The sequence below is a fragment of the Kribbella sp. genome (genome assembly GCF_035655035.1).
Lineage (GTDB): Bacteria > Actinomycetota > Actinomycetes > Propionibacteriales > Kribbellaceae > Kribbella.
This window is the reverse complement of sequence record NZ_DASRVN010000396.1, coordinates 20373-32219: the sequence shown is the minus strand read 5'-3', so window position 1 is coordinate 32219 and position 11847 is coordinate 20373. Positions and strand designations below refer to the sequence as shown.

At 67.9% G+C, this 11847-nt stretch carries 15 protein-coding genes and 1 pseudogene; 13 read left to right on the top strand and 3 right to left on the bottom strand.

Annotation, left to right across the window (positions count from 1 at the left end; translation table 11 throughout):
• From VFF46_RS22240 to VFF46_RS22185, 12 genes and pseudogenes are all read left to right on the top strand, one after another.
• Positions 1-218: pseudogene (locus VFF46_RS22240) on the top strand (ATP-binding protein); the annotation flags it as partial.
• A gap of 5 nt (positions 219-223) precedes the next feature.
• A complete protein-coding gene (locus VFF46_RS22235) occupies positions 224-1657 on the top strand; it encodes a recombinase family protein (protein ID WP_325039110.1) in 1434 nt (477 codons plus the stop codon).
• Complete coding sequence (locus tag VFF46_RS22230) at positions 1654-1953, top strand: hypothetical protein (protein WP_325039109.1); 300 nt, start codon at positions 1654-1656, stop codon at positions 1951-1953. Before VFF46_RS22235 ends, VFF46_RS22230 begins: the two co-directional genes overlap by 4 nt.
• A gap of 97 nt (positions 1954-2050) precedes the next feature.
• Positions 2051-2248, top strand: a complete 198-nt coding sequence (locus tag VFF46_RS22225) for a hypothetical protein (RefSeq protein WP_325039108.1) — start codon at positions 2051-2053, stop codon at positions 2246-2248.
• A complete protein-coding gene (locus VFF46_RS22220; protein ID WP_325039107.1) occupies positions 2248-2571 on the top strand; it encodes a hypothetical protein in 324 nt (107 codons plus the stop codon). The genes VFF46_RS22225 and VFF46_RS22220 overlap by 1 nt, the downstream gene beginning before the upstream one ends.
• 172 nt (positions 2572-2743) lie before the next feature.
• Entirely contained in the window at positions 2744-2965 is a 222-nt protein-coding gene (locus VFF46_RS22215; RefSeq protein WP_325039106.1) for a hypothetical protein, read from the top strand.
• Positions 2962-3483, top strand: coding sequence for a hypothetical protein (locus VFF46_RS22210; RefSeq protein ID WP_325039105.1), 522 nt, complete (start codon positions 2962-2964; stop codon positions 3481-3483). The genes VFF46_RS22215 and VFF46_RS22210 overlap by 4 nt, the downstream gene beginning before the upstream one ends.
• Positions 3480-3686 (top strand): hypothetical protein, encoded by a 207-nt coding sequence (locus tag VFF46_RS22205; protein WP_325039104.1) that lies wholly within the window; start codon positions 3480-3482, stop codon positions 3684-3686. The genes VFF46_RS22210 and VFF46_RS22205 overlap by 4 nt, the downstream gene beginning before the upstream one ends.
• A gap of 127 nt (positions 3687-3813) precedes the next feature.
• Positions 3814-4290, top strand: coding sequence for a hypothetical protein (locus tag VFF46_RS22200; protein WP_325039103.1), 477 nt, complete (start codon positions 3814-3816; stop codon positions 4288-4290).
• Between the two features lie 244 nt (positions 4291-4534).
• The gene (locus VFF46_RS22195) at positions 4535-5068 is read left to right on the top strand and encodes a hypothetical protein (RefSeq protein WP_325039102.1); all 534 of its coding nucleotides are present in this window, start codon (positions 4535-4537) and stop codon (positions 5066-5068) included.
• 10 nt (positions 5069-5078) lie between these two features.
• Positions 5079-5279 (top strand): hypothetical protein, encoded by a 201-nt coding sequence (locus tag VFF46_RS22190; protein ID WP_325039101.1) that lies wholly within the window; start codon positions 5079-5081, stop codon positions 5277-5279.
• A gap of 162 nt (positions 5280-5441) precedes the next feature.
• Positions 5442-9029 (top strand): hypothetical protein, encoded by a 3588-nt coding sequence (locus tag VFF46_RS22185; RefSeq protein WP_325039100.1) that lies wholly within the window; start codon positions 5442-5444, stop codon positions 9027-9029.
• A gap of 52 nt (positions 9030-9081) precedes the next feature.
• On the opposite strand, the gene VFF46_RS22180 is transcribed toward VFF46_RS22185, so the two are convergent.
• From VFF46_RS22180 to VFF46_RS22170, 3 genes are all read right to left on the bottom strand, one after another.
• Positions 9082-9234: a hypothetical protein gene (locus VFF46_RS22180; protein ID WP_325039099.1), complete on the bottom strand. Its 153-nt coding sequence runs from the start codon at positions 9232-9234 to the stop codon at positions 9082-9084.
• A 116-nt stretch (positions 9235-9350) separates the two neighbouring features.
• Positions 9351-9521 (bottom strand): hypothetical protein, encoded by a 171-nt coding sequence (locus tag VFF46_RS22175; RefSeq protein WP_325039098.1) that lies wholly within the window; start codon positions 9519-9521, stop codon positions 9351-9353.
• Positions 9518-9874: a hypothetical protein gene (locus tag VFF46_RS22170; protein ID WP_325039097.1), complete on the bottom strand. Its 357-nt coding sequence runs from the start codon at positions 9872-9874 to the stop codon at positions 9518-9520. Before VFF46_RS22170 ends, VFF46_RS22175 begins: the two co-directional genes overlap by 4 nt.
• Positions 9875-10432: 558 nt before the next feature.
• On the opposite strand from VFF46_RS22170, the gene dprA reads away from it, so the two are divergent.
• Complete coding sequence (gene dprA, locus VFF46_RS22165) at positions 10433-11656, top strand: DNA-processing protein DprA (protein WP_325039096.1); 1224 nt, start codon at positions 10433-10435, stop codon at positions 11654-11656.
• Positions 11657-11847 lie beyond the last annotated feature (191 nt).

Sequence of the window (11847 nt, the reverse complement as noted above, 5' to 3'; positions counted from 1 at the left end):
TGGTCGCGGCCCGTGTCCAAGCCGCCCGCGACCGGCAGACACATCGCTACCGCAGCACGGCCTGGACCTTGAACAGCGAGATCCCCGGCCCGGTCATGCGTCGTGAGTATCCCCTCGACGACGCCAGTCAGCGTCTCCTCGAATCGCACTACACGGCCGGGCGCCTGACCGCTCGTGGCTTCGACCGAGTGGTTCGCCTCGCTTGGGTGCTACATTAGCGGACATGAGAACAGCCGTCTACCTGCGAATGTCCAGAGATGACACCGGCGAGGGCCGGGGGATCGACCGCCAGCGCGAGGACTGCGAGCAGCTCGTCGAGCGCCGGGGTTGGATCATCGCCGAAGTCCTGCCCGAGAACGACACATCCGCGTCCGGGAAGGCCCGGCGTCCACAGTTCGATCGGCTCGTGCAGATGATCCGGGCGCGCGAGGTGGAAGCAGTGGTGGCCTGGTCGTTGGACAGGCTCACCCGCAACCGGCGTGACACCGTGGCCCTGATCGAGGCCGCGCAGGAGGCGGGAACCACGATCGCCTTGTGCCGAGGCTCCGACATGGACATGTCGACCCCGGCCGGCCGTCTGGCTGCCGAGATTCTGGCGAGCGTCGCACGGAACGAGATCGAGGTGAAGAGCGACCGCCAGCGGCGAGCAGCCGAGCAGGCCGCGACGAACGGTCAGAGGACGGGCTCGCGCCGGCCGTTCGGCTACACCAGCGACATGAAGCCGCACCGGCATGAGGCGAAACTCGTCCGGGCCGCGTACGCCGACCTGCTCAGCGGGAAGCCGCTGGCCGCGATCGCCCGTGAGTGGCGTGAGGCCGGGATCAGTACGCCGCAGAATCGCCGTGGTGAGCACAGCAACGAGCCGGGCAGGTGGACCGGGCAGGTACTGTCCCGTGCGCTCCGGAAGCCGGTGTACGCCGCCCTGCGGCCGGGACCGGCGACCAGGAACAAGTGGGGCGCCTACACCGGCGACCTCGTTCCTGCCACGTGGAAGCCGTTGGTCAGTGAGGAGACCTGGCGGGCTGCGCAGGATCTGATGGACGACCCAGACCGGCGTACATCCGGTGGCGCGCGTGCCCTGCTGACGGGTGTCGCGCTGTGCGGAACGTGCGGACTGACGGTGCAGGCAGGCGGGGCCGCGACGACGCAGCCGTACGCCATCTACCGCTGCCAGTCGATGAAGCACATCTCCCGGCGTGGCGACGTGATCGATGCGTATGTGAGCCGGGTGATGCTGGCCCGGCTGTCCCGCAAGGACGCGGCCGAGCTGCTGCATGACGGCGACCGACCCGACGTCGGCGAACTGCGAGCCGAGGCGAACGCGCTACGCCGGCGTATCGATCTGCTGGCTACGAACCTGGACATCGATGAGCGGACCCTCGCCCGCCGGGACAAGGCCCTGCGGGAGAAGCTGACCGGGGTTGAGGCGCAACTGGTGGACGCGGGCCGTGTCGACGCGCTGGGACCGCTGGTGACCGCCGACGACATTGCTGCGGTCTGGAATGGGCTCGGTGTCGACCGCCAACGGGCTGTTGTCGATCTGCTCATGACGATCCGCATCCCGTCCCTGGGCCGGGGAGTGCGCGGCTATCGCGTCGTCGATGGCGAGGTCGTCATCGACCCGGAGACCGTCGAGATCGAGTGGAGGCAGGGATGAGCAGGATTGCCCCGAGCAATTACCCCCCGACCATCACCATCGTCTGCACCGACCGCGGCCAACACGAGCCGAAGCGTCTCGGTGAGGTCGGTGCATCCGGCGGCATCTGGACGATCGGCGGGGATCGCGATCGGCGCCAGGCGGACCCGTCGTGGCGCCGTGGCGCCAATACTCAGCCCGAACGATGCCCGGTCTGCAATCGCACCCCACGGCAACCTCGTGAGGTCTGGCAGAAGATCTTCGCTGCCAAAGCTGCTCTCGGCGAGTCGCAGGTGGATGTCTCGTACATGCCGTAAGCTGCTACCACAGTCGGGCGTCGGCGACTCATAGCCGACGGCAGGCGCTCTCACTCATCTGAGCCGGGGCGCAGATTTCTCGTTCCTGGGAGTCTGCGTGACCCGAAGTACCGGCAAGCTTGCCGATCCCGAATTCCGCCAAGCGCGCGCCTTGAAGGCTGCGCGTGCTCGCACGTCGGTCGAGCACCACATCGAGAAGCTGGTCGAAGCGGCTCCGGCGCTGACGCCATCCCAACGCGATCAGCTCGCCGCACTGCTCCGTCCGTCGCTCCATGATGGGCCGGAGGCGGCCTGATGGGGACAAACCAAGACCCCGGGGACCAGTCCGGGGTCTCGAAGCAGAGCTGCCGCCAAGCCGCTCAACGGGTCTACAGTACCCCGCGCCGACCCGTGTACGGCGTACCTGTCGACCCGGCATTGTTCCTGGCGGCGTTTCTGCAGGACCTGCTGAACCAGCAGACGCCTGACCACTGGCTGCGTCGCGCGGCCGAGTGGGACGCGATCGACCCGCACGTTGCGTTGCAGTGCAGGCGCCATGCTGCCTTGCTGCTCGACGCGGACGACGACCAGATCTCGCCTGAGGTGTGGGCCGTCCTGGCGGAGGTGGTGGCCGCATGAGTACAGAACTGGACTCGCGGCAGAAGGCGGCCTGGAGCTCGCTCGTGCGCGACGTCCTGGCGGACCATCCAGGCGGATTTGGCTGCGCCATCTGCCGGAAGTCACTGGATACCCGCCACGTACTTGCCGGATGGATGAGTCACCCAGCCTGCCGACTCGCTCAGGACGCATCGTGAGTGCCCGGGTGGTCATCTGGGCCACCGTCGACGAGGCCGCCGGGCGTGCCGTCATCACAGGCCAGAACCACGACGCGTTGGTGGCCGAGATTGCGCCGCGGGCGCCGTGGTCACGCGCCGGCCGCGGGTGGGTGCTCTCGCTGGTGGAGCTCGGAGACCTGTGCTGCTTGGCTCAGGAGACAGGCGCCATCTACCGCGAACGGGCGGTGAAGCGATGACCTGGACGAAGCTCAGTGACGACTACGCCGATGACTGCTGGACCCTCGGTGACCAGGCATTCCGGCTCCATACCGAAGGTCTGGTGTGGAGCAACAGGAAGCTCCTCAACTGCCGGCTTCCCAAGGATGACGTACGCCGATTCGCCAGACACCCAGGAGCGGTCGACGAGCTACTCGCCGCCGGATGGTGGAGCGACGACGGGGACGCCTACATCATCCGGCACCACGCCTCGTACCAGCGGGACAAGGCGGACGTACTCAAGCAGCAGGAAGCCAACCGTGCCAACGGCAAGAAGGGCGGGCGGCCGAAGCGTGAGCAATGGACCGAAGAAACCCAGTCGCTTAACCCAGTCGCTAACCCAGTCGCCAACCCAGTCGCCAACCCAAAGGGACAGGACAGGACAGGGAAGGACTGGCCATCAACGGGCGGCAAGTCGTGCGGCGTGTGCGGCAATGCCATCGCACCTGGCGCGTGGTTCGACACGCATCCCGAGTGCAGGATCAAGGAGGCGTCGTGAGATCCGTTCCGCGCTGTCAGAGCTGTGGCGAGCTGCTCGAGGACGCCCAGATCTGCTGTACGCCGCCGGCCACCACCGCACCGAAGCGGAGACGCGACAGCACCGAGTCGCTGGCTCGCGACCTCGTCAACCGGGGGCTCGCAAGCGCGACCATCCTCGGCGGGTTGAGGAACGACCGGGACCTCCACCGGGAGGCACGATGACCGCGCATGTTGGTAATTCAGTCACGAATCAAACGACTGATCCGGTTGGGGTTTTTCCATTTGGGCCCTCTGACCCATCGCTATCACCTTGGGCCTCCGGCCCATCACTCACGATTGGTAAACCCGAATGACTGACGAGAAGTTGGCCGTGCTGGCCACGAAGATCCCCGCGAGCTTGAAGGATTCGTTCGAAAGCCTGGCGAAGCTCCGCACAATGACGCCTAGCGCGCTGTTACGGCGCCTTGTGGAGGACGAGTTGGCCGGCGCACCGGACTACCTGCAGGGCCAGGTGGAACGGGCCACAGCAGCGCACCTGGCGGCGTACGGCATCGACGAGTCGAACGCCCGCGGGATGGCGGCGCTGAACATGGCGCGGCGGGTGGACCGTGACCCGGTGGCGGGGGCGGCGAACACGGCGCAGCTGCGGGGCTTGCTCAGCGAGTTGGTGCCGGTAAACCGCGACCAGGATTTCAACGTGCTGCAGCGGCTCCGGTTGCGGGCGGCGTTGAAGCTGCGCGGCTGGGCGCACGCCGATGCGCTGGATCTGGCCGAGCACCTGGTGGACGAGGCGGTGGGGCTCGCCAGGCCGGGTGGTGCAACGTGACGCCGGATCTGCGGGTCGGCCGCGCAATCCTTCTGCTGCGGTGGTTGGGCCGCGAGCTGGTGCGTGAGGGGTCGGGGCTCGCTCACGTGCCGAGCCAGGTTGCCGACGCGCTGCTGATGCAGGACGGCACTTGTTCGCTGTGCGGTGGGCCGTTGCCATCCCCGGCGGGTCGTGGCAGGCCCCGCTCGAGGTGCCTGGCGTGCTCCCCTCGCCGTAAATCCGCCGTAAATATCAAGGTAGTGGCATGAGCCGAAACGAATGCCGCTGCCGCGTCCCGCTCGAAGATCTCGGGATGGAGCGGATGTCTCAGTCCGAGATCGAGGCGTGGTCGGGTCTGACGGGTATCGAGGTCAGTCTGGACTACCAGGACAGGCCATCCGTGAGCGTTGATGCCGCCTACGAACTCGCCGCGTACCGCCGCCGTACCGAGGCCGAGCAGCGCGCCGCCGAGTCTCGCCGCCGCACCGAGCACGCGGAAGCGGTCGAGGACCTGCAGGCGCGCTGCAACTCGGCGTTCCTGCAGGCTCGGACCGCCGAACTGGCCGCGAACTTCGGGCGCTTCGGTAGCCCCGTGGCGATGGACGGCGCCGCCACGAACGCGGGCCTGCAGGCCGCGCGGGAGATCCACGCCGCCGCACCGCCCGCAATCCAGGCCGAGGTCACGTCCGTCCAGCACGAGGAGAACGACACCGTGAACGTCTACCCGCTGGGTATGTCGATGCCGTTGAGCGTCATCAGCAGCTACGCGCACGACACCATCCGCCGGCACCGGTACTGAGGAGGAAGTCATGGCTATCGAGCAGCGCAACGGCAACGTCGAGTACGCCGTATCCGGTGGGGACTTCCCGCGGCGGTGGGGCCAGCCACCGGACGGCAGGTATTCGGACGCCCGCCGCGACTGGATCTTGGCGAACATCCGGCGGGACCAGCAGCGTACGGGTGCGGCAAGGTCCGCGCTCCGGCTGATCGAGGCGATGAAGCTCCAGTGAATCTTGCCCGTCCTGCGTCAACGTCACCCACTGCCGGTCGTCGCGTCAGCGTCGCTCATGCCGGCAGTGGGATCGAAGGTCAGTCGAATGGGCCCTCCCCTTTGTCGGGGCCGACCGACCTGCGTGGGCCGGGCAATCTTGCACACGAAATGAGGACGGACCGTGGTTGATTCGACGTTGGCCTTCGAAATCGTCGCCCGCGACCTGGGTGCTTCGGCGGTCTTCGACAAGGTTGCCCGGTCGGCCGACAAGACCGGCGATTCCATGTCGCGGACCATCAAGGTCAGCGAGAAGGCCGCTGCGGCGTCGGAGAAGCTGACGGCCGCCCGCAACAAGGAAGACGACGCGCTCGGCAAGGTCCGCCAGGCCGAGGCGAAGCTGTCCGAGGTCCGCAACAACGCCAACGCGAAGACGTCGCAGATCATCGCTGCGGAGAACGCCCTGTCGAAGGCGCGGCGCGGTGCGGCGATGGCCGGGAACGACGCACAGAAGGCGACGAAGAACCTCGCGAAGACGCTGGAGGATGAGGGTAAGAACGCCGGTAAGGGGATCCTGCACTGGTTCACGGGCTCGGCCAAGGATGTCGAGCAGGCGGCAGTAGACGCCGGACAAGCCGGTGGACAGGGGTTCATGGCTGGGCTCCAGGGCGTGCTGAAGACGCCGGTGCTCGGTCCTGCGGTGGCCGCCGGTCTGGGTGGTGCGGTAGCTGTCGCCTTGCCTGCAGTCGGTGCAATCGCCGCGGCCGGAATCACTGCGGCGTTCGGCGTCGGCCTCGGTGCGCTCGGTGTCGTGTTCGCGGCCAAGTCCGAGCAGGTCCAGAAGACCTGGAGGACGACGCTGACGAACATGTCCGCCGACACGAAGCTGATCAGCAAGCCGTTCGAGTCGACACTCACCTCGATGGCCGCGACCGCCCAGCGCACCTTCCAGACGCTGAAGCCCGCGCTGGCTGACTCGTTCCTGACCCTGGCGCCTGCGTTCACTGCCTTCGGCAACCAGCTGGGCCAGGCGTTCGAGCGGCTCCGCCCGGCGCTGGTGCCGCTCAGCCTGGCTGCCGGCGACGTGCTGAGGTCGCTCGGCGGCGCTCTGCCGGACATCATCGGCAACCTGTCGAACAAGCTGATCGAGCTCGCCGGCTCGGTACAGAAGAACCCGAACGGTTTGAAGGATCTCGCATCCGGCATCGGGGGTGTCGCGGACAGCGCGATCAAGACCATCACCGTCTTGAACGACCTCGACCGGCTCGTCAGGAAGCTGCCGACCGGGTTCAACACCTTCAATGGTGTCGCCGACCAGCTGAACCCGGTGAAGGGCTCCTTCGATGCGCTGTTCACCGTCATCGGCAAGGGGTACGACGCGGTGGTCGGATCCGCCACCAAGGCGAACACGGCGGTCGGTCTCACGGGTAACGCCGCCCAGATGTTCACTCAGGGCCTCAACGCCGCCCAGGTCAAGGCGGCCCTGGCCGGCAAGTCGGTGGACGGCTTGGCCGGGTCCGCTACGCACGTCGCCGCCGCGACCCATGCGGCGAACGTTGCCGCGTACCTGCTCGCCACGGCTTACGACCGCCAATGGGCGGCGACCCAGCGCGCCAACGACGCCCTGTTCCGGCAGTCGAACCTGTTGCTGTCCTTGTCGGGCTCGCAGATCAGTTATGCGCAGTCTGTCGCTGACGCTACCGCCGCGGTGAAGACCAACGGCCGGACGCACGATCTCGCCAGCCAGGCGGGCAGGAACAATCAGACGGCGCTGAACGCGGTCGCCGACGCCGCGAACAAGCAGACCGCCGCGATGCGGAACAACAACGCGTCCCAGGTCCAGGTGGCGAGGACCGCGGAGGGTACGCGTGCCTCGTTCATCCGTCTCGCGCAGCAGATGGGCTACACCCGGCCGCAGGCGGAAGCCATGGCGGCGGCGATGATCAGGATTCCGAACGTCTCGCGCACCGCGAAGCTGCAGGCGGACAAGCAGGACCTCGAGGCCAAGCTGGCGGCGGCGAATGCGGCGTTGAAGAACCCGAACCTGACGGCGACGAAGCGCGCCAAGTTGCAGGCCGACATCGCCAACGCCAAGTCCGGAATCGCGACCGTCAACGGCATGTTGAACGGCCTCCCGGCATCGAAGACCGTCACGATCACGAGCAATCTGGTGACGAAGTACACGACGATCGGCAGCCGCAGCAGCGGAGTAGGAGTCGGTGGCGGCCACCAGACCGGGATCCCCGGTCGTGCGGTCGGCGGCCCGGTGACAGCGGGCCAGCCGTACGTCGTAGGCGAGCGCGGACCGGAACTGATGGTGCCGAACGTGAACGGCACGATCCTCCCGCGGGTGCCGTCGATGTCGGTCGGTGCCAGCATCGCCGCAGGAGTCGCCGGCGGACTGCGTGGCGGTGTCCCCACAGCGGTGTCCGCCGCGGCGGAACTGGCGCAGGCCGTGATCGACAAGACCAAGTCCGTCCTCGGCATCGCGTCCCCGTCGAAGGTGTTCGCCCAGCTCGCCCTGTACGTGAACCAGGGATTCGCCCGGGGCATCCTGGGGTCGGCGAAGACGGTCCAGTCGGCGATGTCGTCACTCATGGCGAAGGTCTTGAACATCTCGTTCACGTCCGCTGACACCGAGAAGGCCATCCAGAAGCAGATCGCCGCCTACAGCACCGCCCTGGCAGCCGCCGAGAAGCGCATCCGGCCGGTCACGGGGAAGCAGTCGCAGCGCGCCTCCATCGAGAGAAGTAACACCGCTGCGGAGGCGTCGATCGCGTCGTTGCAGAAGAAGATCGCCGCGTCCAGGGCGGACCTACGGAACCTGGAGGCACTGGCGGGGAGGATCGACACCGCGAAGGAACGCGGCCGGTTCTTCGGCTACCTCAACACCGAGACCAAGGCGCTGGTGGTCCTGGCCGGCAAGCGGTCCGCCGCGGCCACCCAGCTCAAGGCCGCACAGTCCAAGCTCGCTGCCGCGCTCCAGGTCCGCAACGACTTCAAGAAGTCGATCACGGACGCGGCCATGAGCTTCAACAGCATCACGAACGTGCAGGCGCCGGACACCGGACTGACGGCCGGCGGGATCATCGCCCAGATGACCGAACGGCTACGCCAGACGCAGCAGTTCGCGGCCAACCTCGCGAACCTGAAGAAGCGGGGACTGAACTCGACCACGTACCAGCAGATCGCGGAGGCGGGCGTCGACCAGGGTGGGTCAATCGCGAGTGCTCTGCTCAGTGGCGGCGGGAACACGTTCAACACGCTGAACCGGCTGCAGGCGAACATCAGCTCCGCGTCTGCGGGCCTGGGGAACACGGCGGCCACCAACCTCTACCAGGCCGGTGTCGACGCCGCACAGGGCCTCGTGAACGGCCTCCTGGCGAAGACGAAGGCACTGGACCTCGCGTCCCAGAAGCTCGCCAACCAGATCGTGGCCGCGATCAGGAAGAAGCTCGGGATTCACAGCCCGTCGAAGGTGCTCGAGTGGCACGGCGGCATGGCGACGCTCGGGTTCGCAGGCGGCATGATCAGCAAGCTGCCCACGGTCGCCAGGGCCACCCAGCAGCTGGCGGACACGGCGCTCCCGAGCACGCCTGTCCGGCGGAGCCCTGTGGGTGGCGGCTCTGCTGCGCCGGTCACCATCAACGTCAACGTCTACGGCGCCCTCGACGCGAAGGACGCCGGGCAGAAGATCGTCCAGGTTCTGCGCAGGGAGTTCCGGATCACGGGCAACGCCAGCAGCGTGCAGCAAGCGCTAGGCGGCCGCTGACACAGAAACGCCCCTGGCTGGTCACCAGGGGCGTTTCTGTCGCTTGCTGGGGTCAGTTCAGGCCCCACACCAGTACGGCGACGAGCCACCCGACCAGAGCTATCGCGATGGTGCCGATCGCCCACACCCAGACAGCGAAGCGGATCGGGGCCGGGAGCGACTGCCAGGCGGTCTGCGGTGGGGTTGGCGGGATAGGTGCGGACATGGGTGTTCCTTCCGGTTAGCGGCGCCAGGCGCCTGCGAAGAAGCCGGCCGCGAACGCGAAGCCGACGATGAGAATCAGTTCGACCAGGTTCATCGAGACGCGGATCGTCAACCCGATCACGGCTTGTCCTCCGGGTCAGGCAGGATCGGCCAGCCCTTGGCGTCAGTCTCGACCGGACGCGGCACCGGCCGGTCGAGGACCGACTGGATGATGGCGATGCAGGCGTTCAGGCCGTCCAGGACCTGCCGCATCTCCGTGCGGGTGACGACCACCCGTTCGGCGCTCACTGATCGTCCTTCGACTCGAAGTCGACCTGCCCGGCGGCGACCAGCGCAGCGTAGGTCATCTGCAACGCGGCGATGGCCTCGCTGATGACCTTGAGCGGCCGCTCCTCGCCGTACTCGAGGGCGACGAGGTCACAGAACTCGCCGGTACTGCGGGACGCGCTCTGGTCGACCAGCACGACGACCGGCGCGGCGGGCGCGATGAAGCTCAGGCCGCGCTCGCGCAGCCACTCGCCCAGGTCGACGCCGTTGATGCGGTCCAGGAACAGTGACGAGCCGTCGGGGCGGTCGGCGTAGAGAGTGCCGGGCATGACCCGCAGGTCGTTGCTGCCGGTTTCGTTGGATACTTCACTCACGGTCGGAACCTCTGTTTCCGGTCGAGGGCCCGTCCGGAGCAGCATCTCTGGGCGGGCCTGTCTTTTCCGCTAGAGCTGATCCCTAGCGCTCGCCTGGACGCTCGCCGACCTGGCCGCCCGCGACACCCCGACGGTCGACCAGACCCACGAAGCCTTCCAACTCCGCTCCGGCCACACCCTGACACCCCTCGCGGACGCCCGCCCCCTCAAAGGACAAGCCCCATGACCATGCTCTCGTCGATCGCACCTGGCGCAACCGCGCCCAGCGCAACCGTCCCCGGCGCAACCGCGCCCAGCGCAACCGTCCCCGGCGCAACCGTCCCCGGCGCAACCGTCCCCGGCGCAACCGTCCCTGGCGCAACCGTCCCCGGCGCAACCGTCCCTGGCGCAACCGCGCCCAGCGCAACCGTCCCTGGCGCAACGGTGCCTGGCGGAACCGTCCCTGGCGGAACCGTCCCTGGCGCAACGGTGCCCGGCGCATCGGTGCCCGGCGCATCGGTGCCCGGCGCAACGGTGCCCGGCGGAACTGTGCCCGCGACCTCTGAGTCCGGGCCGGTCGTGCGACGGTGCAGCACCCTCGGCTCCGGTGAAGCCGGCTCCGGAGGGAGCGGCGGCGGTGGATTCGGCCCCGGGACGACCACGGTGGTTGCTGATGGCAACGGAGACCAGGAGCGCCTGGCCCGCGTCGGCCTGTCGCGCGTCATCGAGCCGGGAGATCTCGCCGCCCTGAAGGCCTTCGATGGGCTCACCGCGCAGGAGATCTGGGACCGCCTCCAGCACAACAGCCCCGAGTACGAGCGCTGGTCCACCCGCCTCGCCACGGTCGACCCACACCGGGATCTGGAACGCGCCACCGCCGCGGGCGCGCGCTTCGTGATCCCCGGCGACGACGAGTGGCCGGAGCAGGTCGACGTCCTGTACGAGGCAGGCCAGCTGTCCCGCCGCGCCGGCGTACCGTTCGGCCTCTGGGTCCGCGGCCGGGCGAACCTCCGTCACGCCGTGTCCCGTTCGGTCGCAATGGTCGGCTCCCGCGCCTGCTCGTCGTACGGCGAACACGTCGCCGCCGAGCTCTCCTCCGGCCTGGCGGACAACGGCGTCACGATCGTCTCCGGTGGCGCCTACGGCATCGACGCCGCCGCACACCGCGGTGCCCTGTCCGCCGCAGGCCTCACAATCGCGGTCCTCGCCTGCGGAGTCGACGTCAGCTACCCGAAACGCAACGCGGCGCTCCTCAGCCGCATCGCCGAGGACGGCATCGTCGTCGCCGAGCTCCCACCTGGCTGCGCACCGACAAAGCTCCGCTTCCTCGCACGCAACCGCCTGATCGCCGCAGTTGCCCAGGGCACCGTAGTCATCGAGGCCGCCATTCGCAGCGGCGCACTGAACACCGCCGGCTGGGCCGAACAATGCGGCCGCACAGTCCTCGCCGTCCCCGGCCCAGTCACCTCCCGCATGTCCGCGGGCAGCCACCTCCTCGTCCGCGAACGCAACGCAGTACTGGCCACCAACGTCGCCGACATCATCGAGGCAATCTCCCCGTTCGGCACCGGCCTGACCCCAGCCCCGCGAGCCCCGCAAACCGTCACCGACACCCTCAACGTAGACCTCCAACGCATCCTCGACGCGGTCCCGGTCCACACCCCGGTGCCTACGCGACGAATAGCCACCACCGCCGGCCTCGACATCCCCACCACCGAACGCTGCCTACAAACCCTCGCCACCATGACCCTGGTAACCCAAACCGACACCGGCTGGCGCCTTCCACCCACAACACCAAGCTAGTGCTGCACCAACGTGGAGTCCGGCGACCAAGAGCATCACGGCCAGCTACCAGACGATCCAGCGGGTGCTGACACGATTGAGGATCAGCTGGCGGAACACCCAAACCCTGGAAGCACTCATGCGATCCGGAGTTCGCGGTGCAGGAGACCGGATCCTCGGTCTGTACGATCACCCACCGCATCACGGGCGGG

Excerpts from the sequence above, each read along its gene's own strand:
- VFF46_RS22235 (WP_325039110.1), top strand. The coding sequence starts at position 224 with ATGAGAACAGCCGTCTACCTGCGAATGTCCAGAGATGACACCGGCGAG.
- VFF46_RS22230 (WP_325039109.1), top strand. The coding sequence starts at position 1,654 with ATGAGCAGGATTGCCCCGAGCAATTACCCCCCGACCATCACCATCGTC.
- VFF46_RS22220 (WP_325039107.1), top strand. The coding sequence starts at position 2,248 with ATGGGGACAAACCAAGACCCCGGGGACCAGTCCGGGGTCTCGAAGCAG.
- VFF46_RS22210 (WP_325039105.1), top strand. The coding sequence starts at position 2,962 with ATGACCTGGACGAAGCTCAGTGACGACTACGCCGATGACTGCTGGACC.
- VFF46_RS22200 (WP_325039103.1), top strand. The coding sequence starts at position 3,814 with ATGACTGACGAGAAGTTGGCCGTGCTGGCCACGAAGATCCCCGCGAGC.
- VFF46_RS22195 (WP_325039102.1), top strand. The coding sequence starts at position 4,535 with ATGAGCCGAAACGAATGCCGCTGCCGCGTCCCGCTCGAAGATCTCGGG.
- VFF46_RS22190 (WP_325039101.1), top strand. The coding sequence starts at position 5,079 with ATGGCTATCGAGCAGCGCAACGGCAACGTCGAGTACGCCGTATCCGGT.
- VFF46_RS22180 (WP_325039099.1), bottom strand. The coding sequence starts at position 9,234 with ATGTCCGCACCTATCCCGCCAACCCCACCGCAGACCGCCTGGCAGTCG.